We start from the raw sequence: 20,350 nt of genomic DNA, 5'->3' as shown, positions 1-20,350 counted from the left end.
AGATACACCATGGGCGACATCAAGAGCACCGACCCGGTCATCAAGCCGCTGGACGTCCACGCGACCGCCGTGGGCGACGACGGCACGGTCAAGCCGCTGGACGTACACGCCACGGCCGCCGGGAACGACGGCACCATCAAGCCGCTGGACGTACACGCCACGGTGGCCGGGGAAGCCTCACCGAACGATGTCCACGCCACTTCGGAGCCCATCAAGTAGCTCCTTCTGAGCGGGGGACGGCCGCGACGGCGCGGAGGGGAGCCGTCGCGGCCGCGGCATGTCCGGAGTCGGCCGGTTCCAGCGACCCCCCGCCGCCCCGCCACCGGGACCGGCGATCATTGTCCACGGCCGGCACCGCCGCCGCGCACGTCCAACACCCCGCCCCGCACCTGGAGTTGCCATGACCCGCACCACTCGCGTGCTCGCCACGCTCGCCGTCGCCATATCGGCCGCCCTCACCGCCACGACCCCGGCCCTGGCTTCCCCGGCCACCGCGACCCCGGCCCTGGCCTCACCGGCCGACGTGATCGCCCAGGACATCCATGCCACGGTGATCACCCCTCAGGACATCCACGCCACCTGAGCGACGGACGCTCCCGTCTCGCACTCCGGACCGGGGGGGGCCGCCGCCGGGCAGGTGCGGCTCCACCCTCCAGGTGACCGCCGCACCCATGCGACGGGGCTCACAATCAGCGATGTCACACCCCGGGCCTGCGGTCCGTCCACTTGTCGAGCGCGGTCACCGCACCGCGCCACTTCGGCCAGGAGAAGGGGACGAACCATGGAGACCTTGACCGTACGACGCGTCATCGCAGCGCCGATCACCGACGTGTTCGACTGGTGCGCCACGAGCACCAACTACACCCGCTCCCCGTACATCCTCAAGGCCCGCCTGGCCCGGCCGGGCGCGGGGGCGCCGTACGGAGTGGGCGCGGTCCGGCTGCACACGTGGACGATCGGCTACTTCCGCGAGCGGATCACCGCCTACGACGCGCCGCACGGCTTCGACTACACCGTCGAGCGCAGCGTTCCGGCGTCCCGGCACGAGTTCGGCCGCATGACCTTCACGGAGGTCGACGGCGGCACGGAGGTCGTCTGGACGACCAGGTTCGAGGTCCGCGCCCCCTTCGGCGCCGCCCTCACCCGCCTCGCCAAGCCCCTCATCGCCCACGCCTTCGCCAACATCCTGGCCACGGCCGACCGAGCACTCACAGCGCGCCCGGCCACCGCCGGTCGTGGGCGCGCCCGGTAGCGGGCGGTTGCGCCATGCCGCGGGTTCGCTCCGGCCGAGAGGGCGGTACGCGGTCGAGGTCATGCACGGACGACGCCGCGAAACCGCCCCCTCACCATCACGCGAGCATCACCGGTACCTCATACTGCGGAATCCACTTGTCACGCGTCACCAAGGTCATGCCTTCGATCTGTGCCTGGGCAACCAGGATCCGGTCGAACGGATCACGGTGGTGCGCAGGAAGGCGCCCCGCTCGCACCCCGTGCCCCGCGGTGATGGGCAGGCCGGTGAACTGGCTGTCGCGCACCCGCTCCGCCAGATCCTGTGGCCCGTCGAGCTTCCCGAGCGACTGATTGATGGCGATCTCCCACGGCGACACGGCACTGACGTACACGCCGGGCGGGGTCACTCAAGGCCGTCGGCGCGAGGGCGGGGGCGTCGCCTCAGCTCTCCCTTCACCGCCTTCCCGCTCGCGTTCCTCGGCAGTTCCGCCAGGAATTCGACTTCCCTCGGCACCTTGTAGTTCGCCATCTCGCGGCGGGACCAGGCGATCAGGTCGTGCGCCGTCAGGACCGAGCGGGGGCGGCGGACCACGTACGCCTTGCCCACCTCGCCCAGGCGCGCGTCCGGGATGCCGATCACCGCCGCGTCGGCCACCTCCGGGTGCAGGCACAGGAGTTGCTCGATCTCCGCCGGGTAGGCGTTGAAGCCGCCGACGATGAACATGTCCTTGATCCGGTCGGTGATGCGGAGGTTGCCCGCCGCGTCCAGGACCCCGATGTCGCCGGTGCGCAGCCAGCCCTGTGGGTCGATCGCCCCCGCCGTCTCCGCCTCGTCCTCGAAGTAGCCCCGCATGACGTTGAAGCCGCGTACCAGGATCTCGCCCGGCTCGCCCGGCTCGGCACGGACGCGTACCTCCGTGCCCGGTATCGCGCGGCCCGAGGTCGAGGCGATGACCTCCGCCGGGTCGCCGCGCCGGCACATCGTGACGATGCCGCTCGCCTCGGACAGGCCGTACGCGGTCAGTACGGTGGCCACGCCCAGCTCGCCCCGAAGGCGTTCGACCAGGCGCAGCGGGACGACCGCCGCGCCCGTCACCACCAGCCGCAGCGCGCTCAGGTCGTGCTGGTCGCGGGCCGGGTGGTCAAGCAGGGACTGGTGCAGGGTGGGCGGTCCCGGCAGGACCGAGATGCGTTCGGAGGCGATGTTGGCGAGCGCGATGTCGATGTCGAACACCGGCTGCGGCACCATCGTCGCGCCCCGCATGAGGCACGCGATGATGCCCGCCTTGTAGCCGAAGGTGTGGAAGAACGGGTTCACGATCAGGTAGCGGTCGCCCTCGCGCAGGCCCGCGAGCTCCGACCAGACGGCATAGCCGCGCAGCGTCTGCGCGTGGGTGATCACCGCGCCCTTGGGGCGGCCGGTGGTGCCCGAGGTGAAGATGATGTCGCAGGCGGCATCGGACGCGATCGCGTCCGCGCGCGCCCTGACCTCCGTCCCGGAGACTTCTTCCCCACCGGCCAGGAAGTCCTTCCAGGTACGGAAGTCGCCGGGCGCGTCGTCGGAGAGGACCACCACCTGCTCCAGGTGCGGGAGCGAGGGCAGCGGGCCGGGGCCGCTGCCGTTGGCCGTGGCGCGGCGCAGCGAGGCGACGTAGGAGGTGCCCAGGAACGTACCCGTCACGAACAGTAGCTTCGCGCGGCTGCGTTCGAGGACGTACGCCGCCTCCGCGCCCTTGAACCGCGTGTTGAGCGGCACGAGGACCGCGCCCGCCGTCACCGCGCCGAGCGCCGAGACGATCCAGTCCGTGGTGTTGGGCGCCCACACCGCCACCCGGTCGCCGGGCGCGACACCCGCCGCGATGCACGCCCCCGCCGCGCGTTCGACGCGCTCACCGAGTTCCCCGTACGAGATCCGGGCGCGGCCCTCCACGACGGCCTCCCGCTCGCCGTACCGCGCGGCGGCGTCGCGCACCAGCTTCGCGATCGTGCCCCACTCCAGGTCTCCGCGCATCGCAAGCCCCATCGAAAGCCCCTCCGCCGTCCCGGGCCCGCAACTCTCTTCGAGCAGGGGACACTCCATAGCTGACTATCCGTCAGATTAGCTGTAGCCTCCTCCGCTGTCAGTACTGGTGACGCTCGTGGAGGTGGGGCCATGGCCGCCCTGAAGGACGCGACAGCCATAGTCGGGATCGGGCAGACCGCCTTCGCCAAGCAACTCCCCGAATCCGAGAAGACGTTGGCGTGCCGGGCGATCCTCGCCGCCCTGCACGACGCGGGGATCAGCCCGTCGGAGGTTGACGCGTTCGCCTCGTACACGATGGAGGAGACCGACGAGGTGGAAGTCGCCAAGTCCATCGGGGCGGGCGACGTGACCTTCTTCAGCAAGGTCGGGTACGGCGGCGGGGGTTCCTGCGCCACCGTCGCCCACCTGGCCTCCGCGATCGCCACCGGACAGGCGAGCGTCGGCATCGCCTGGCGGTCCAGGAAGCGCGGCAGCGGCCCAAGGCCCTGGAAGAACACGGCGGTTCAGCTTCCGACGCCCGCGCAGTGGACGCGCCCCTTCGGCCTGCTGCGGCCCGCCGACGAGATCGGCATGCTGGCCCGCCGCTATCTCCACGAGTACGGCGCCACTCGTGACCACCTCTTCAACGTCGCCCTCGCCTGCCGCAACCGCGCCAACCAGAACCCCGCCGCGATCATGTACGAGCGCCCGCTGACCCGCGAGATGTACATGACCTCCCGCTGGATCAGCGAACCGCTCTGCCTCTTCGACAACTGCCTTGAGACGGACGGGGCGTTGGCGTGCGTCGTGGTCTCCGCCGAGCGGGCGCGCGACTGCCGGCAGAAGCCGGTGTACGTCCACTCCGCCGCCCAGGGTCTGCCCGCCCAGCACCACGGCATGGTCAACTACTGGAACGACGACCCGCTGACCGGTCCCGCCTGGACGGCCGCCCGGCACCTGTGGAAGCAGGCCGACTTCGGCCCCCAAGACGTCGACGTGGCCCAGATCTACGACGCGTTCACCCCGCTCATCCCGCTCTCCCTTGAAGGCTACGGCTTCTGCGGGCGCGGCGAAGGGGCCGCGTTCACCGAGGGCGGCGCCCTGGAGATCGGCGGGCGGCTGCCCATCAACACCGGGGGCGGCGGCCTCAGCGAGGCCTACGTCCACGGGTTCAACCTCATCAACGAGGGCGTGAAGCAACTACGCGGCACGAGCACCGCCCAGGTCCCCGACGCCGCCACCTGCCTGGTCACCGCGGGCGAGGGGGTTCCCACCTCCGCCCTGCTGCTGAGGAGCTGAGAGATGCTGACACCCGTGGTGGACGACGACGGCGCCCCCTTCTGGGAGTACGCGGCCCGTGGCGAACTCCGCATCCAGGCCTGCGCCGCACCCGACTGCGGCCGGCTGCGCTTCCCGCCCCGGCCGTGCTGCCCGCACTGCCAGTCCTTCGACAGCGAGTGGCGGCGGGTGTCGGGCCGCGGCCGCATCTGGTCGTACGTCTTCCCGCATCCCCCGCTGCTGCCCGACTACGCCGCGCAGGCCCCGTACAACGCGGTGATCGTGGAGCTCGCCGAGGATCCGCTGATCCGCCTGGTCGGCAATGTGGTCGCCGAGCCGGACGCCCCACTCGACTCGGTGGACCCGGCCCGGCTCAGGATCGGGGCGCGCGTGCAGGTCGCGTTCACCGAGACCGACGGGATCACCGTGCCGCGCTGGCTCCTGGAGCGCGCGTGAGCGTCCTGGTGGAACGCGACGAGGAAACCGGCGTCGCGGTCGTCACCCTGAACCGGCCGGAGCGCCTGAACGCGGTGGACCTGGAGACGGCGACCCAACTGTCCACTGCGTGGCGCGAGTTCAGGTCCGACGACTCGGTACGGGCGATCGTGGTCACCGGGGCCGGGGAGCGGGCGTTCTGCACCGGGATCGACCGCTGGGCCCAGGTGCCGCAGCCCTCGTCGCCGTACTCGACCGACGATCCACTGATCGCGATCGGCCCGAAGGCCAACGACCTGTGGAAGCCGGTGATCGCCGCGGTGCGCGGGATGGCCTGCGGCGGGGCGTTCTATCTGCTGGGCGAGGCGGAGTTCGTGGTCGCCGCCGAGGACGCGACGTTCTTCGACCCGCACACGACGTACGGGATGGTCAGCGCTTACGAGTCGATGTACCTGGCGCTGCGGATGCCGTACGGGGAAGCGGCGAGGCTGGCGCTGATGGGCACGGCGGAGCGGATGTCGGCGCGGCGGGCGTACGAGGTGGGGCTCGTGAGCGAACTCGCCGCTCCTGGCGGGGAGTTGGCGTCGGCGCTGCGGTGCGCGGAGACGATCGCGGGGTATCCGACGGAGGCCGTGCAGGGCACGGTGCGGTCGGTGTGGGCGGCGCGGGAGGGGGCGCTTGCCCGCGCCTTCACGCTGGCCCCGCACCTCGTGTCCCTGGGGAACCTGCCGCCGGAGCGCCAGGCCGACCTGTTCGCCGCTCGGCGCTCCGGGGACTTTCGAGTGCGGTGAGCTCCGCCGGTGCTCCGGGGGGTGGGCGGGTATTCGGCTGCCGGCCGTGGGGGGGCTGAGCGCGCAGTTCCCCGTGGTTCTGACCTAACGGTCCACCCGGGTGAGTTCACAAACTCACCACGGGGACCGCATGAACACCACTACGCTCCCGCGCCAACGCCGTAAGCCCACCTGCATCATCTACGTCCGTCTGAGCCGGGCCGACGACCTGAGTACGTCGATCAAGTCTCAGACGGACGCATGCCGGGCGTTCGCGCTGTCACCTGGGTGGCGGGTGCTGTTCGTCGCCGACCAGGCCAACGGCGTCAGCGGTGGCTGCGGGGGCTTTTGCTTTTCACCAACCACGGGCAGGCTACGAGTCGGATGCTGTTCCGCTTTCGATAGCCAACGCTTTCATTCCTTGGTACGCCTCTCGCAAGTCTGAGGCTTCCGGCAGTTGCCGCGACTCAACAGCGTTGACGACTTCAAGCGCACGCCAATGGTTCGACGGGACGACACGACCGGAGAGGATTGCCTTCTGTGCTGCATCGCAGGCTTCATCAAGTCGATTACCACTTAGCAAGGTGAGAGCCAAATCAATGTTGGCAGATGCTACTCGGCGTGGCCATTTGTGAATGTCATCTCCGGGCGAAAGGAGCGAAATCACTTCGCGCGCATAGGTTTCTGCCGCCGGATCACCCAGCCATGCCAGAGTAGTAGCTGTGTACGCGAGCTGCTTTCCGGGATCGTATTGATAGTGGTGCTCCACTCCCTTTCGCTGTTCCAGAGAAGCCGACATGCGCTGCACTTTCTCAATCGCCGCATAAGTCAGTTTTGCGTCACCTAGGCGTGCACTAGCTCGCCCCTCTTGCGCTGTAGCTTGAATGGCAACTGAGCTTCCGGCAGGCGCGTAGCCTTGAGCAATTCGCGACAACTCTAGTGCGTGAGCGTAATCGCCCTCAGTCAAGACGCACCATGCGTCGGTCTCATAGCACCATGCCGTAATTTCGGGGTGCCCGGCTTCCGCTGCGAGCGTTGCAGCGGTTTGGAGACGCGCAGTCGCCGCATATTCCTGGTTAAGGTCGATATGCAGTGTGGCCCCTAGGAGCTGGAACCAGCCGCCGACCACCAACAGGCGACGATGTTCGCTGAGAGTCATGCGGGCATCCATTAGGTGGGCGACATAGGATGAGTGGCGCCGCACACGTTCCAACAACTCCCGTGGTGGAGTAACGGGGTACTTAGTGGCCAAATCATCGAAGGCACTTTCTAGCCTGTTCAGCATCCCCGCGCCGACATCACTAGCCTGTGCACGCCTGGACAACTCCAGTGCTTCAAACTCATCATCAGTCGTGGGGACAGGTAGCGTCTGCCACTCATTGACCACCAACTTGGGAGTGCAAATCTCTGGAATGAGAAGCGCATCAAGCTCTTTGCCGGAAATCCGGAACGCCTTAGCCAGTTTTGGCCTCTGCCATGGCTGTGGCTCAACCTCACCGCTTTCCCACCGCTGCACCGTTGAGCGATCGACTCTCAGGAGTTCTGCAAGGCGCTCTTGGCTGTAGCCACACGCTTTGCGCCGCGCGGCAAACCGCTCCCGCTTCACCATCGGGCCCGTCCTTTCTGATCACCTGCCGTCCGCCCAGTTCAGCGTAGCCAGTGCGGCCCCAATGCGGCCTTGTGCGGGCAGAAATGCGGCCGGACTGCGGCCTTTCTGCCGTGGGCACCCTGCCTCCGACCCGGTTCCCTGTCAGTGCCACGGCACGACGGGCGGAGGAGTGATCAGGATGAGCACTGACGGAGCCGAGAGCACAGCACCCGCACGCGGGCTTCATCCCGACGCAGCTGAGCTGGTGGCGCTCATAAGGGTGTTCGGCCCCTGGGCGCTGCCCTACTGGCGACCACGCGGCGGCTTCGCCCACCGGGACCACGTGGACCTTCCCACCGTGCTCGCTGCACTGGAACGGCTGATCTCGTGAGCAGCAGCGCGCGGAAAGCGCTCACCCGGCTCATGTCGGCCCGCGCTGTCGACGGCGTGCTCCTGGTCGCGAAGGACGGCGGAGCGGACGGCGCCGACCTTCCGCCCGGCTCCATGGCTTACCCGCCGTGTCGGTGCCCCCGTCACCGAGACAAGCCAACCGTTGATCCGACGCTCAGCGCCAACAAGAGGAAGCGATGACCCCCAGCATCCTGCGGTACGAGAAGTGGACCACCAGACAGGACCTCACCGTTGAACCCGAATACCGCGCACGATGCGTATCCGGCGAAGAGCGATACTGCACCGCCACGTCCGGCAAGCACCTGAGCGCCGATGAAGTGGACGACTGGATGCGCGATCACATGCGGCAGACCGGACACCGCCACTTCCGGCGCAGCTTCGACGACTTCGCTGAACTCCTGCCCACTGACCAGCTTCAACCGGCGCGCGTTGCGCGGGTGACGGTATGAACCCTCGGTTAGCGACTTCACTCGGACGCGTGGCCGGTGTGTTCATGGCCGTCATCGGCTGGGCACTGCCCGTCGTCCTTCTCGTATGGGCCGTGACGGGCCGCCTCTAAGACCCCCGGCCCTCGGTGAGGCTTGCACCGGTCCGCCCCTGCTACGGATGGCAGGCGGACGTGGCAGCGGTCCCGCCCTTGCTGAGGGTCGGGTTCAACTCCCGCTGTCTGCGTCGTGATATGAGGTCCAACGCGGACAGCGGGGCAAGCGTCCGCCCCGACCGATAGACCTTGGACAGCTCGAACGGTCGGGGCGGGCTCCCATCCACAACAGGGAGGCACGCACATGCAAGACGCACGCGCATTACTGACCCCTGCCGCGTTCGAGGGCGTGGCCGCAACGGTCACGGACAACAACCCCGACATGGACGAGGCTACGGCTGAGCGCATCGTGACGGAAGCACTCAAGTACGTTGCTGCGGCAGCGCAGTTCCCGACCGTGTACATCCAACCGTCCAAGGTGGTGGACGAGGGTTGGCACGCGCTGATCCTCCACACGCAGTTGTACGCCAAGCTTTGTGAGGGGCTGGGGCATTTCGTGAACCACTTCCCCGAGCGCCCGGGGCCCGAGAGGCACGATCCGGACGTCCTGACCCGCACAGTGGCACTGATCGAGCAAGCAGGGTTCACCGTAGACGCAGAGCTGTGGACGGGCCCGACCAAGACCCTTGTCGGCGTGGCCGCGGACTGCTCCCACACTCCGGTACCGGGAGGCTGCGGGCCGATTAACCCCGGCAACTGCGCAACGCACGGTGGGGGCGACGGCGAATAGCTAGGCTGCCCGGAACGTACGACGGAAGGTGAGCCGATGGACGCGGAAAAGGCCCGCAAGGTGGACGCCACACTCAGGCGGCTGGGGCTTTCCTGGGTGGTCGCGCCGGTAGACCCGAACAACGCGGCTGGGGATTGGGGCGTGTTCGACATCGCCGATCCTGTGACCCGGAAACCCATCAAGGCTGATGCCGTAGCGTCCGTACTCGCGAAGATCGTGCAGGGCCCCCTGCCAAGTGCAGCGGTCAGCGCACGGAGAGGCTTCGTGATCCCGTCCAAAGACTGACCTCCGGCCCCGGTTGGCGTTCCCCCGAGCGCTGACCGGGGTCTTTTGCTGTCTGACCAGCGGTTTCCCAGATCTCGGGACAGGCCCGGCACTCGTCAGTTGATCTGTGGCTCTTTAAGCCGCACACTCCCCCGCGCCCCTGAAAGGCCTATCCTTCGGCTACCGGCCGTGCGGGGCTGGTCGCGCAGTTCCTCGCCCCCCACCGGGTCGGCTCACGGGTCGCGGGGGGTTCTTGGCGGGCGTAGCGTCGGCAGCGAGAGCTATTTGGAAGGAGGGTCGGCGAGGTCCGTACGTCCTCGGCTCGATCCTCGCTCTCCTGGGAGCGACGGCCGCCGTCCGGAGCCCCTTCCGTGCCTGGTACGACGGCCGTCACGGGCCTCACGGGGTCCGGCAGGGGGTCAGTCGCGTGCGCCGGTCACCACGTTCGCGTACAGCTCCTGCGAGGTCACCAGGGTGGCCCGCAGGCCGCCCGCTGACATCGCTTCCAGCGCCCCCGGCACCTGTCGCTCGCTGGTCTCCACGAGCAGCGTGCCTCCCGGAGCGAGCCAGTGCGGGGCTTCCAGGGCGACGCGGCGCATGACGTCGAGGCCGTCCGAGCCGCCGTCCAGGGCGACCAGCGGCTCGTGCTCGCGGGCCTCCGCGGGCAGCAGACCCACCTCGTCGGAGGGTACGTACGGGACGTTCGCGGCCAGGATGGAGACCCGGCCGCGCAGCGACGGCGGGAGGGGGGCGAACAGGTCGCCCTCGTAGACGTGCCCGCCGAGCGGCGCCAGGTTGCGGCGGGCGCAGCGCACCGCGGCGGGATCGATGTCGGCGGCGTGCAGTTCCGCGTTCGGCAGCGCGGAGGCGAGCGCGGCGCCGAGCGCGCCCGAACCGCAGCACAGGTCCACGACGACGACCGGGGCGGTGGTGTCCGTGAGCGCCAGCGCCTGCTGGACGAGGAATTCGGTGCGTCGGCGCGGGACGAAGACCCCGGGGTCCACGGCCACCCGAAGACCGTGGAACCCGGCCCAGCCCAGGACGTGTTCGAGGGGTAGTCCGGACGCCCTCCGCTCCACCATCGCGGCGAGTTCGGCGGGGTCTTCGGCCGTGGCGAGGAGCAACTCCGCCTCGTCCTCGGCGAATACGCACCCGGCGGCCCGCAACCGGCCGATGACGACGGAAGGGGAGAGCGCCTCAACTGCCATACGGGACAAGACCTTTCGGGGTACCGCCCCAAGAAGGAGCGCGGAAACTACACGACCAGCAACGCACATCCCACACCTCTTCCAGGGTGGCGCGCCCCAGAAGGGGGCGCGAGGAACTGCGCGACCAGCCACACACGGCCCGCAGCGAACCAGGGCGGCGGCCCACACAAGGGGCGCGAGGAACTGCGCGATCAGCTACGCACGGCCCGCAGCGAATCGGGGCCACGCCGCCCGGGGCAACCAGCGAACCGGGCCGCGCGCCGCACGGCACTAGCGGGATCCGGAAGTGGCGGTCCCCTTCACCGCGTCCAGCGCGTACACGCAGCGGTCCTTGCTGCACGCGTACACGACGCCTCCGCGGGCCACCGGCGAGCCGGTGATCTCGCCGCCGGTGGCGAGCTTCCAGCGGAGCTGGCCGCCCGCCGCGTCCAGGGTGTAGAGGCAGTGGTCGGCCGAGCCGAAGTGGATGCGGCCGTCGGCGACGACCGGGGTGCCCACCACCTCGCCGCCCGCCGCGAAGCGCCACTTGGGGGTCGAGGTCACCGCGTCCAGGGTGTAGAGCGCGTTGCCGCTGCCCACGTGGACGTTGCCGTCGGCCACCAGGACCGGCTCGACGGACTGGCGGGACTCGGTGGCGATGCGCCAGCGGTCCTTGCCGGTCGCCGCGTCCAGGGCGTACACGGTGCCGAGGTAGTCGGCGAGGTACACGCCGCCGCCGGCCACCGCCGGGCCCGGTGCGAACGTCGGCGGGCACAGGAAGGCGGCGGGCGCCTCGAAGTGCCAGCGGACGTGGCCGGAGGCGATGTCGATGGCCAGGACGCGGGTGCCCGCCGAGACGTAGACGTAGCCGTCGGGCGCGGGCGCGACCCGCACCGGGACGCCGCCGCAGGACGCCGCGTCGCCGACCGGGTAGGACCAGCGCTCGACACCGCTGCGGGCGTCCAGGGCGCGCAGCCGGGCGTCCTGCCAGACGTAGACCGTTCCGTCGTGGATCGAGGGCCCGGCCTCGGGGGTCTCGAAGTCGCTCTGGGCGCCGGAGAGCTCCCACAGCTTCTCGCCGTTGGCCGCCTCCCAGGCCTGGACGCCGCCACCGCGGGTGCCGGTGACGATGGTGCCGCGGTCGGCCTTCAGGGAGTACACCCAGGCGTCGGTGGGCAGCCGCCACAGCTCGCCGCCGTCGGCGGCGTCAAGGGCGTACAGGGTGGGGCCGTCGGAGGCGTGGATACGGCCGGACTCGATGGCCATCGCCCAGGCGACGTCCCGCGTCTTGAACTGGCGGCGGCCACTGGCCACGTCGAGGGCATGCACCTCGAAGGAGGTGACGTACAGCAGGTCGCCGGCGACGGCGGGGGTGCCCCACACGTCGTTCGACATGCGGAACCGCCAGGGGCGCCAGCGGCCCGGGGTCTCCGGCGGGTGCGCGGGCGGCGGTACGGGCGCGGCCAGCGCGCCGTTGGTGACGACGGGGGCGGCGGGCCTGCGCACCCAGCCGGTGGTGGGCCCGGCGTCGACGGAGACGCGGGCGGCGTCGGCCCGCGGGCCCGGACCGATGGGGACCTTGGCGCCGGGCAGCCGGACGGGCTCCTCCGCCTGGCGGGGTGGATGGGTGACGGGCGCGGCGCCGTGCCGCGCGACGTACGGCGGCTCGGCCGGGCGGGGCGGCGCCGCAGGGCCGCCGCCCCTGCTGGAACGCGGGGACGAACTCGGCGAGGGGTCGACGGACTGGGCGACGGCCTGCATGCGGCCGCCGCCCCTGCGCTGCTCGATCATCGCGACCGAGCGGGGCGGCAGCCAGGCCGACGCCGTACCGCTGTCGTCCGAGCCGGACGCGAAGAGGTGCGGCGCGAGCTGGGCCTGGAGGTCCTCGGGGGACGGCCGGTTCGGGTGCTCCATCTGCATGCAGGACTCGATGAGCGGACGCAGCTCGTCGGGAAGGCCGCTGACGTCCGGGCCCTCGCGCAGCAGCATGAAAACGGTCTCGACGGGGTTCGCGCCGTGGAAGGGCGCGTGGCCGGTGGCCGCGAAGACCAGCGTGGAGCCGAGCGAGAACACATCGCTCGCGCCGGTCACGCTGCGGGAGTCCTTGGCCTGCTCGGGCGACATGTAGGCGGGGGTGCCCACAGCCACGTTCGTCATGGTCAGGCGGGTGTTGGAGACCCCTGACGCGATACCGAAGTCGATCACCCGCGGCCCGTCCTCGACCACGAGGACGTTGGACGGCTTCAGGTCGCGGTGCACGAGACCGGCGCCGTGGATGGACTGGAGGGCCTCGGCGATACCGGCGGCGAGCCAGCGCACCGCCTGGGCCGGGAGCGGCCCGCACTCATTCACTATTTCTTCGAGGGAGGGCGCCGGTACGTACGCGGTGGCCAGCCACGGCACCGCGGCGCGCGGATCGGCGTCGACCACGGCGGCGGTGTAGAAACCGCTCACCGCTCGGGCCGCCTCCACCTCGCGCGTGAAGCGGACCCGGAAGAGCTGGTCCTCGGCGAGCTCGGTGCGCACCGTCTTGATCGCGACGCGGCGGCCGGAGGCCGAGCGCGCCAGATAGACAAGGCCCATGCCGCCCGCCCCGAGCCGACCAAGGACCTCGAACGGACCGATCCGCCTCGGGTCGTGCTGCGTCAGCTGCTCCACTTGCCTGCCACCTCCCCGTACGGGCCCTGCGTGAATTCGGCCCCGTGCAGCGTCTCACGCGGCACCCCGATTCTTCCTGCCGGAGGTGGCTGGTGGCCAACCCGGGTACAGAACGGGATGTCTCATCCCTATCCGGGACACCTCGGTCAGTTGCCGACCGGCTGTCCCCCCAGGATTGCGAAGGTGGCGCCCTGGTTGTCGTTGAGGACCGCCATCCGCCCGTATCGAATGTCGAACGGTTCCGCGGTGACCCGGCCGCCCAGGCGGGTGCAGGCGGCGGCGCTCGCGTCGCAGTCCTCGACGCGGAAGTACACGAGGAAGTGGTCGGGCAGGACCGCGGGGAAGGCCGGGGACATGAGGCTGCGGGCGCCGACGGCGGTGCCGGGGCCGGGTTCGGTCCCCGGCAGCGACCAGGTGCGGATGTCGGCGCCCAGCTCGTCGGGGCTGCCCGCACTGCCGCCCAGGTAGCCGAAGACGGACTCGTAGAACGCGTCGGCCTGGTCCTTGTCGCGGGTGTAGACCTCGGTCCAGCAGAACGAGCCGGGTTCCCGGGTGAGCTCGAAGCCGGTGTGCGCGTCGGCCTGCCAGAGCCCGAAGACCGCGCCGCCCGGGTCGGCGGCGACCGCCATCGTGCCGTGCGGCGGAACCGGCAGCGGGTCGGTGATCACCTGTCCGCCGGCCTCCCGGATCCGGGAGGCGAGCGCGCGGGCGTCGGGGGTGGCGAAGTAGACGGTCCAGGTGGTCGGCATCCGGCCGTCCCGCTTGGGCTGGAGGGCCGCGACGCGCTTCCCGTCCTTGTACGCGCTGGTGTAGTGCCCGTGCCGCGCGGGGGTGTCCTCGTCGAAGGTCCAGCCGAGGAGCTCCCCGTAGAACCGCTTGCCTGCCGCCAGATCGGACAGCGAGGCGTCGGCCCAACACGGCGCGCCTTCCGGATATCCGCCCATGCGACTGATTCCTTCCTGAGGTGCCCCGTCCCTGGGGTGCCCCGTCGTGGAGCCGTCCCGGGGTCAAACTAACGACCCATCACGTCCGGCGCGGCCTCGCAATTCGAACATATGGCCAGATTTCTGCGACGGGAGGGGCGTCGACCCAAGTCCCGCTTGGCCTGTCCACCAAAGTTGCCCACAGGTTGTTGATAACACCATTCGAGTGGCCGACCCCTTCGCCCCCGTCGGCGGCGAAGGGGTCGGTGGTCGGCCGCCGATCGGCGGCCGACCACCGACGACCGACGGACCGGGGCACTGGCAACTGGCGACCGGAGGCGGGCGTACCGGGACACCGGCCACCGACGACCGACGGACCGGGGCACCAGCGGCCAGCGACCAGCGACCGGCGGCCAGCGACCAGCGACCAGCGACCGACGAACGGCTGTGGCGCCCGCCCCCGGCCACAGTCACCCGCGGCTGCCGCGACCCGCGCCGATCAGGGCGTATCGTCCCCGGGCCCCCATTTGCACTCGGCCGAATCGCGCTCCGATCACCCCTCGGTAAGCTGACGGCATGACAGGACAAGTACGCACCGTCGACGGCCGAGTGGCCGGCCGACGCGGCCAGGCGACACGGCAGAAGCTGCTCGACTGCCTCAGTGAAATGCTCAGCTCCTCGCCGTACCGGGACGTAAAAGTCATCGATGTGGCGCGGAAGGCGGGTACTTCACCCGCGACCTTCTACCAGTACTTCCCCGACGTCGAGGGCGCTGTCCTGGAGGTCGCGGAGGAAATGGCCAAGGAGGGCGCCGGGTTGACCTCCCTGGTCGAGGGCCGCTCCTGGGTCGGCCGGGCGGGCTGGCAGACGGCGGAGGAGCTCGTGGAGGGCTTCCTCGACTTCTGGCGCAAGAACGACGCGATCCTGCGGGTCGTCGATCTGGGCGCGGCCGAGGGCGACAAACGCTTCTACAAGATCCGTATGAAGATCCTGAACTCGGTCACCAACTCCCTTACGGACGCGGTCTCCGAACTCCAGGCCAAGGGCAAGGTCGACAAGGACGTCAGTCCGGCGGCGATGGCGGGCTCGCTCGTCGCGATGCTGGCGTCGGTGGCCTCGCACCAGAAGGGCTTCCAGACCTGGGGCGTGAAGCAGGCCGAACTCAGGCCGAACCTCGCCCTGTTGGTCCACCTCGGCATCACGGGCAAGAAGCCGACGAAGTAGGCAGGGGCACGTCGGCCGATATATCCAAGTCCTGTCGCGCCGGCGGCGGTTCACCCCACAAGCGGGGTGGGCGCCGCCGGCGTTCCCGTGTCCGCGCCCCGCGGCGCCCCGCGGCGCCCTCAGGTGGCGCGTGGTTCGAGCCTGAAGAGCCGGATCTCCCGCTCGATCCGGGCCTGGTAAGTGGCGTACGGGGGCCAGAAGTCGAGGGCGGCCCGCCAGGCCTCGGCCCGCTCCTCCCCCGCCAGTAGCCGGGCCCGTACCGCGATGTCCCGGCCCTTCCAGCTGATCTTCGCGTCCGGATGGGCGAGCAGGTTGGCGGTCCAGGCGGGGTGGCCGGGCCGGCCGAAGTTGGAGCCGATCAGCAGCCAGGTGCCGGTCTCCTCCGGCATGCAGGCGAGCGGAGTGGTGCGCGTGATCCCGGACTTGGCGCCGCGCGCGGTCAGCACGACACCGGGCAGCATCCGCGCACTGAGGATGACCCGGCCCCGGGTGAGGCGGTGTACGGCGCGGTCCATCGCCGGGACGAAGTGCGGGGCGAGACGCGCGAACGCACGCGTCGAGGACACCTTCTGCACGAGCCGCACCCCTGGTGCGGTCCGGGCCGGGGCGGCGCTCACGCCGTCACCTCGGCCGCGGCCGGGTCGAAGAGTCCGGCCTGTTCGGCTGCGCGGCCGCGCAGCCGGTGCACCGGCCCGAAGAGCAGTTCGTCGGCGGCGGCCCGCTTGAAGTAGAGGTGCGCCTCGTGCTCCCAGGTGAAGCCGATGCCGCCGTGCAGCTGGACGGCCTCCGCGGCGGTGGCGCGCAGCGCGTCCAGGCCCTGGGCGAGCGCGAGAGCGCCCGCGCCGGGGTCCCAGGCCGCGTAGTAGGCGGCCGACCGCGCCGCCTGGACCTGCACGTACAGGTCCGCGAGCCGGTGCTTGACCGCCTGGAAGGAGCCGATGGCCCGGCCGAACTGCTCGCGCTCCTTGACGTACGCGACCGTCCGGTCAAGGGCTTCGGCGGCGGCGCCGACGGCCTCGGCGGCGAGACAGACCGCGGCGCCGCGCCCCGTGGCGCCGAGTGCGCCGGAGATGTCGACCGTGTCGTCAGCCCCGAGCAACTCACCTTGCACGTCACGGAGTTGGATGCGGGCCTGGGGCCTGGTCTCGTCCAGGGTGGTCCGGCGGGTGCGCCGCAGGCCGTCCGCGTCGCCGGGGACGAGGAAGAGCAGGGTGCGGCTGCGGGCGAAGCCGCCGGTGTGCGCGGCGACGAGCAGCAGGCCCGCGCTGTGCCCGTCGAGCACCTGGTCGGCCTCGCCGTAAAGGCGCCATGTGCCGTCCGGCGCCCCCTTGGCCTGGACGCCTCCGGCCCGGCCGCCGCCCGCCCACGCGCCATCGGTGTTCGCGCCGGTCAGACCGAGGGCGAGGGCGAGGCCGGCGCCGGGTACGGCGAGGGTGGCGGTGCGCTCGCCGCGGGCGATGAGCGGGAGCAGGGCGTTGCGCTGCGCGTCGGTGCCGAGTGCGGTGATGAGCGGGGCGGCGAGGGCGGCGGTGGCGAGCAGCGGGGAGGGCAGCAGGGCGCGGCCGGTCTCCTCGCAGGCCAGGGCGAGTTCGGTGGTGGTGCAACCGGCTCCCCCGTACTCCTCGGGCAGGGCGAGTCCGGGCAGGCCGAGCTCGGTCGCGAGCCGGTCCCAGAGCGCGCCGTCGTGGCCGAGCGGGGTGCGGACGGCGTTCTTCACGTCGTGCGGGCCACAGTGTTTGGCGAGCAGTTCGCGCAGGGTGCGGCGGATCTCGTCCTGCTCCGCGGTGAAGGCTGCGTCCATCGTCGGGCTCCTCCCCCAGAGGCGGGGCCTCTGATCTGACGGGGCGTCATGTTAGGACTGGCGGGCGCAGATGCCCAGGGTGCGGCGGCGGTTGTTTGGGAGCCGATGGAGGCCCTGACGACCTCCGAGTAATCTGATGTACCGTCAGATTCATGTCATCTACGCCCTCAACTCACCGTCCCCGCAAGGTCGCTGTCGTCGGTGTGGCGCTGTCCGACACCGGACGCGTGGACGACGCGACTCCGTACGCGCTGCACGCCCAGGCGGCCCGGCGGGCGCTCGCCGACTCCGGGCTCTCGCGCGAGGTCATCGACGGCTTCGGTTCGGCGGGCCTGGGCACGCTCGCGCCGGTCGAGGTCGCCGAGTACCTGGGGCTCCGACCCACCTGGGTCGACTCCACGGCTGTCGGGGGCGCCACCTGGGAGGTCATGGCAGCGCACGCCGCCGACGCGATCGCCGCCGGGCACGCCAACGCCGTACTCCTCGTGTACGGGTCGACGGCACGCGCCGACATCAAGGCGCGCCGGCGCACCTCGAACCTCTCCTTCGGTGGCCGGGGCCCGCTCCAGTTCGAGGTGCCGTACGGCCATACGCTCATCGCCAAGTACGCGATGGCGGCGCGCCGTCACATGCACGAATACGGCACCACGATCGAGCAGTTGGCGCAGGTCGCGGTGCAGGCGCGGGCGAACGCGGCCACCAATGCGGACGCGATGTTCCGCGAGCCGGTCACGGTCGAGGAGGTCCTGTCCGGCCCGATGATCGCGGACCCGTTCACGAAGCTGCACTGCTGCATCCGCTCCGACGGCGGGTGTGCGGTGCTGCTGGCGGCCGAGGAGCACGTCCCGGACACCGCCAAGTCGCCGGTGTGGGTGCTGGGTTCGGGGACCTCGGTCTCGCACACGACGATGTCGCAGTGGGAGGACTTCACGGTGTCCCCGGCGGCGGTCTCGGGCCGCCTCGCCTTCGAGCGGGCGGGGGTGCGCCCGGCGGACATCGACCTGGCGGAGATCTACGACGCGTTCACGTACATGACTCTGGTGACGCTGGAGGACCTGGGGTTCTGTGCGAAGGGGGAGGGCGGCGCGTTCGTGGAGAAGGGCAGGCTGCTGCGGGACGGCGAACTCCCGGTCAACACGGACGGCGGCGGCCTGTCCGCCTGCCATCCGGGCATGCGGGGCTTGTTCCTCCTGGTCGAAGCAGTACGCCAGCTGCGGGGCGAGGGGGGCGCGGGCCAGGTACGCAGAGGCGACGGCAGCCTCCCGGAGCTGGCTGTGGCGTCGGGGACGGGCGGCTGGTTCTGCTCTTCGGGGACGGTGGTGCTGGGGAGGGGGTGAGGGGGGCTGCGGGGCCGGTCTCCGGGTACGTGGGGAGAACATGGGGCAGGAGGTGAGGGGGCTGCGGGGCAGGTACGCGGGTACGCGGGGTGACCATGGGGGCATGGAATTCAGCGAGTTTCTGCATACGCTGCGCGTCTGGGACGTACCGCTGCCGCACTTCGACCCGGACGCGGCACCGGTCTCACCCCTGCCCCTGTTCCAGGAGTGGCTGATGCATGCGGCGGGCGCGGGTCAGCCCGAGCCGCACACGATGTCCCTTGCGACGGTCGACGCGCAGGGGCGGCCCGACGTACGCACGCTCATGCTGCACGACGCCGACACCGACGGCTGGCACTTCGCCACGCACGCCACCAGCGCGAAGGGCCGCCAACTGGCCACCCACCCCTGCGCCGCGCTGGGCTTCTACTGGCCCAAGGTGGGCCGCCAGGTACGGGTACGCGGAAGTGTCACCCCGGCCGGGGAGGCGGCGTCGCAGGCGGACCTGCACGCACGCTCGACGGGGGCGCTGGCGGCGGCGCTGGTGGGGCGGATGAGTGAAGTACTGCCGGAATATGGCGAGTTGGAGCAGGCGTCGGAAGAAGCCTGGGCACGCGCCACGGCGGCCCCGGCGACGGCCGCTCCGTCGTGGACCCGGTACGTCCTGACCCCGGAATCGGTGGAGTTCTTCCAGGGCGAAGCCCGGCGGCGGCACGTGCGGCTCCGGTACCGAAGGGAGGCGGGGCCCGGGTCCACCGGGTGGGTGCGCGAATTGCTGTGGCCCTAAGCCGGGGCGTAGCCGCCCTCCGGATTCGGGCGGCCCGGCCTGTGCGCCGGCCCCGGGACCCGGCGCAGGCACCGATGGTGGACAAGCGCCTCGGCCCCCATCAAAAGGCCGGGCCTAGTCCGTGGACAGCCTCGCGTGCAGGTGCTGGTCGCGGTAGGCGTCCCTGCGTTGCGCCTCGAACATCGCGCCGCGCAGTGTGCCCTCCGCCGCGTAGCCGCCGCGCTCCGCGACGCGGCAGGACGCCTCGTGGCCCACCGCGTGGCCCAGTTCGAGGCGGTGCAGACCGACCTGCTCGAAGGCCCAGCGGGTGAGCAGCGACAGGGCGTGGCCGGCCACGCCGCGGCCTCTGGCTTCGGGGAGCGTCCAGTAACCGACCCGGGCGCGACGCATGGGCCAGGCGATGGCGTTGAGGCTCACCTGGCCCAGCACCGCGCCGCTGTTCGCGTCCGTGACGCAGTACGTGGCGAACTCGCCCCGCGCCCACCCCAGCGCCCGCACCCTCAGCATTTCCGCCACGGCCGCCTCGTCCTCGACGGGGGACGGGTGGGTGTTCCAGCGCAGGTACTCCGGGTCGGTCACCGCGCGCAGGAGGACGTGGACGTCATCGTCGCGCCAGGTGCGCAGCCGCAGACCGTGACCTCGCAGGTCGGCGGGTATGAGCTGAAGATCCATGCCGCCATTCAACCGCCCGCGGCAGGAGCGACGGGAGTGAAGACCGGGATCGCGGGCGCCTCGGCGCCCGGCTCCGGGCGGAACGTCACATAGAGGTCCATCCCCATGCGCAGGACCGACTCCCCGCACCCCACCACCTCGGTCATCATGCGCGGGCCCTCGGCCAGGTCCACCACGGCGGCGACGTACGGCACGCGTTCGCCGAACGGCGGGAGGTCGTTGCGGTGGACGACCGACCAGGTGTAGAGCGTGGCGCGGCCGCTCGCCTCGCGCCATCGCACGTCCTCGCTCCAGCAGTACGGGCAGAACTCGCGCGGGTAGTGGTGCGGGCGGTCGCAGCCGCCGCAGTGGCGGATCAGGAGGCGCCCCTCGGCGGCCGCCTCCCAGTACGTACGGGTGAAGGCATCCACTTCGGGCGTGGCCGCGGTCACGAGAAGCCCCTTTCCTGAGCCATTTCTGACGGTACGTCAGTTCAGCGGATGCCCCGTCCCTGCGCAAGGGGTGCGCACGCGTGATCAGATCGCAATCGA

The 20,350-nt window shown here is 70.8% G+C and carries 23 protein-coding genes; 13 read left to right on the top strand and 10 right to left on the bottom strand.

Annotated elements, in window-relative coordinates; translation table 11 throughout:
* The first annotated feature begins 9 nt into the window (after positions 1 to 9).
* The 3 genes from OG522_RS21635 to OG522_RS21625 all read left to right on the top strand — a co-directional run bounded on the left by OG522_RS21635 (position 10) and on the right by OG522_RS21625 (position 1,252).
* Positions 10 to 219 (top strand): hypothetical protein, encoded by a 210-nt coding sequence (locus OG522_RS21635; protein ID WP_329464645.1) that lies wholly within the window; start codon positions 10 to 12, stop codon positions 217 to 219.
* Between the two features lie 181 nt (positions 220 to 400).
* Positions 401 to 583, top strand: a complete 183-nt coding sequence (locus OG522_RS21630; RefSeq protein WP_329464644.1) for a hypothetical protein — start codon at positions 401 to 403, stop codon at positions 581 to 583.
* 198 nt (positions 584 to 781) lie between these two features.
* A complete protein-coding gene (locus OG522_RS21625) occupies positions 782 to 1,252 on the top strand; it encodes an SRPBCC family protein (RefSeq protein WP_329464643.1) in 471 nt (156 codons plus the stop codon).
* A gap of 97 nt (positions 1,253 to 1,349) precedes the next feature.
* Here OG522_RS21625 and OG522_RS21620 read toward each other — a convergent pair whose 3' ends face one another.
* Positions 1,350 to 1,640 (bottom strand): type II toxin-antitoxin system VapC family toxin, encoded by a 291-nt coding sequence (locus tag OG522_RS21620; protein ID WP_443074726.1) that lies wholly within the window; start codon positions 1,638 to 1,640, stop codon positions 1,350 to 1,352.
* Entirely contained in the window at positions 1,637 to 3,244 is a 1,608-nt protein-coding gene (locus tag OG522_RS21615) for a FadD3 family acyl-CoA ligase (RefSeq protein ID WP_329464642.1), read from the bottom strand. Before OG522_RS21615 ends, OG522_RS21620 begins: the two co-directional genes overlap by 4 nt.
* Before the next feature lie 141 nt (positions 3,245 to 3,385).
* Between OG522_RS21615 and OG522_RS21610 the strand changes: the two genes are divergently transcribed.
* The 3 genes from OG522_RS21610 to OG522_RS21600 are packed head-to-tail and all read left to right on the top strand — an operon-like array spanning position 3,386 to position 5,739.
* Positions 3,386 to 4,534: a lipid-transfer protein gene (locus OG522_RS21610; RefSeq protein WP_329464641.1), complete on the top strand. Its 1,149-nt coding sequence runs from the start codon at positions 3,386 to 3,388 to the stop codon at positions 4,532 to 4,534.
* Between the two features lie 3 nt (positions 4,535 to 4,537).
* Positions 4,538 to 4,969 carry a Zn-ribbon domain-containing OB-fold protein gene (locus OG522_RS21605; protein WP_329464640.1) on the top strand — a complete coding sequence of 144 codons (432 nt, stop codon included), beginning with the start codon at positions 4,538 to 4,540 and terminating at the stop codon, positions 4,967 to 4,969.
* A complete protein-coding gene (locus OG522_RS21600; RefSeq protein WP_329464639.1) occupies positions 4,966 to 5,739 on the top strand; it encodes an enoyl-CoA hydratase/isomerase family protein in 774 nt (257 codons plus the stop codon). The genes OG522_RS21605 and OG522_RS21600 overlap by 4 nt, the downstream gene beginning before the upstream one ends.
* Before the next feature lie 352 nt (positions 5,740 to 6,091).
* Here OG522_RS21600 and OG522_RS21595 read toward each other — a convergent pair whose 3' ends face one another.
* Entirely contained in the window at positions 6,092 to 7,327 is a 1,236-nt protein-coding gene (locus tag OG522_RS21595) for a helix-turn-helix transcriptional regulator (protein ID WP_329464638.1), read from the bottom strand.
* Positions 7,328 to 7,505: 178 nt separating this feature from the next.
* Between OG522_RS21595 and OG522_RS21590 the strand changes: the two genes are divergently transcribed.
* The 4 genes from OG522_RS21590 (at position 7,506) to OG522_RS21575 (ending at position 9,273) form a co-directional block, all read left to right on the top strand.
* Positions 7,506 to 7,697, top strand: coding sequence for a hypothetical protein (locus OG522_RS21590; RefSeq protein WP_329464637.1), 192 nt, complete (start codon positions 7,506 to 7,508; stop codon positions 7,695 to 7,697).
* A 196-nt stretch (positions 7,698 to 7,893) separates the two neighbouring features.
* The gene (locus tag OG522_RS21585; RefSeq protein ID WP_329464636.1) at positions 7,894 to 8,166 is read left to right on the top strand and encodes a DUF7848 domain-containing protein; all 273 of its coding nucleotides are present in this window, start codon (positions 7,894 to 7,896) and stop codon (positions 8,164 to 8,166) included.
* A gap of 336 nt (positions 8,167 to 8,502) precedes the next feature.
* Positions 8,503 to 8,988, top strand: a complete 486-nt coding sequence (locus OG522_RS21580) for a glycine-rich domain-containing protein (protein WP_329464635.1) — start codon at positions 8,503 to 8,505, stop codon at positions 8,986 to 8,988.
* Positions 8,989 to 9,024: 36 nt separating this feature from the next.
* Positions 9,025 to 9,273, top strand: coding sequence for a hypothetical protein (locus OG522_RS21575; protein WP_329464634.1), 249 nt, complete (start codon positions 9,025 to 9,027; stop codon positions 9,271 to 9,273).
* Between the two features lie 398 nt (positions 9,274 to 9,671).
* On the opposite strand, the gene OG522_RS21570 is transcribed toward OG522_RS21575, so the two are convergent.
* The 3 genes from OG522_RS21570 to OG522_RS21560 form a co-directional block, all read right to left on the bottom strand.
* Positions 9,672 to 10,460: a putative protein N(5)-glutamine methyltransferase gene (locus tag OG522_RS21570; protein ID WP_329464633.1), complete on the bottom strand. Its 789-nt coding sequence runs from the start codon at positions 10,458 to 10,460 to the stop codon at positions 9,672 to 9,674.
* A gap of 270 nt (positions 10,461 to 10,730) precedes the next feature.
* A complete protein-coding gene (locus OG522_RS21565; RefSeq protein WP_329464632.1) occupies positions 10,731 to 13,097 on the bottom strand; it encodes an outer membrane protein assembly factor BamB family protein in 2,367 nt (788 codons plus the stop codon).
* 146 nt (positions 13,098 to 13,243) lie between these two features.
* Positions 13,244 to 14,041 carry a VOC family protein gene (locus OG522_RS21560; protein WP_329464631.1) on the bottom strand — a complete coding sequence of 266 codons (798 nt, stop codon included), beginning with the start codon at positions 14,039 to 14,041 and terminating at the stop codon, positions 13,244 to 13,246.
* 555 nt (positions 14,042 to 14,596) lie between these two features.
* Between OG522_RS21560 and OG522_RS21555 the strand changes: the two genes are divergently transcribed.
* On the top strand, positions 14,597 to 15,244 hold the full coding sequence (locus OG522_RS21555; protein ID WP_329464630.1) for a TetR family transcriptional regulator: 648 nt from the start codon (positions 14,597 to 14,599) through the stop codon (positions 15,242 to 15,244).
* A gap of 119 nt (positions 15,245 to 15,363) precedes the next feature.
* On the opposite strand, the gene OG522_RS21550 is transcribed toward OG522_RS21555, so the two are convergent.
* Complete coding sequence (locus tag OG522_RS21550) at positions 15,364 to 15,861, bottom strand: nitroreductase family deazaflavin-dependent oxidoreductase (protein WP_329464629.1); 498 nt, start codon at positions 15,859 to 15,861, stop codon at positions 15,364 to 15,366.
* A complete protein-coding gene (locus OG522_RS21545) occupies positions 15,858 to 17,045 on the bottom strand; it encodes an acyl-CoA dehydrogenase family protein (RefSeq protein WP_329464628.1) in 1,188 nt (395 codons plus the stop codon). Before OG522_RS21545 ends, OG522_RS21550 begins: the two co-directional genes overlap by 4 nt.
* 152 nt (positions 17,046 to 17,197) lie before the next feature.
* Between OG522_RS21545 and OG522_RS21540 the strand changes: the two genes are divergently transcribed.
* Positions 17,198 to 18,382 carry a thiolase C-terminal domain-containing protein gene (locus tag OG522_RS21540; protein WP_329464627.1) on the top strand — a complete coding sequence of 395 codons (1,185 nt, stop codon included), beginning with the start codon at positions 17,198 to 17,200 and terminating at the stop codon, positions 18,380 to 18,382.
* Between the two features lie 103 nt (positions 18,383 to 18,485).
* Positions 18,486 to 19,148 carry a pyridoxine/pyridoxamine 5'-phosphate oxidase gene (locus OG522_RS21535; protein ID WP_329464626.1) on the top strand — a complete coding sequence of 221 codons (663 nt, stop codon included), beginning with the start codon at positions 18,486 to 18,488 and terminating at the stop codon, positions 19,146 to 19,148.
* Positions 19,149 to 19,262: 114 nt separating this feature from the next.
* Here OG522_RS21535 and OG522_RS21530 read toward each other — a convergent pair whose 3' ends face one another.
* Complete coding sequence (locus OG522_RS21530; RefSeq protein WP_329464625.1) at positions 19,263 to 19,820, bottom strand: GNAT family N-acetyltransferase; 558 nt, start codon at positions 19,818 to 19,820, stop codon at positions 19,263 to 19,265.
* Positions 19,821 to 19,828: 8 nt separating this feature from the next.
* A complete protein-coding gene (locus OG522_RS21525) occupies positions 19,829 to 20,251 on the bottom strand; it encodes a Zn-ribbon domain-containing OB-fold protein (RefSeq protein ID WP_329464624.1) in 423 nt (140 codons plus the stop codon).
* Positions 20,252 to 20,350: the final 99 nt, after the last annotated feature.

This window comes from Streptomyces sp. NBC_01431 (assembly GCF_036231355.1).
Lineage (GTDB): Bacteria > Actinomycetota > Actinomycetes > Streptomycetales > Streptomycetaceae > Streptomyces.
This window is presented reverse-complemented; position numbering and strand designations above follow the sequence as displayed.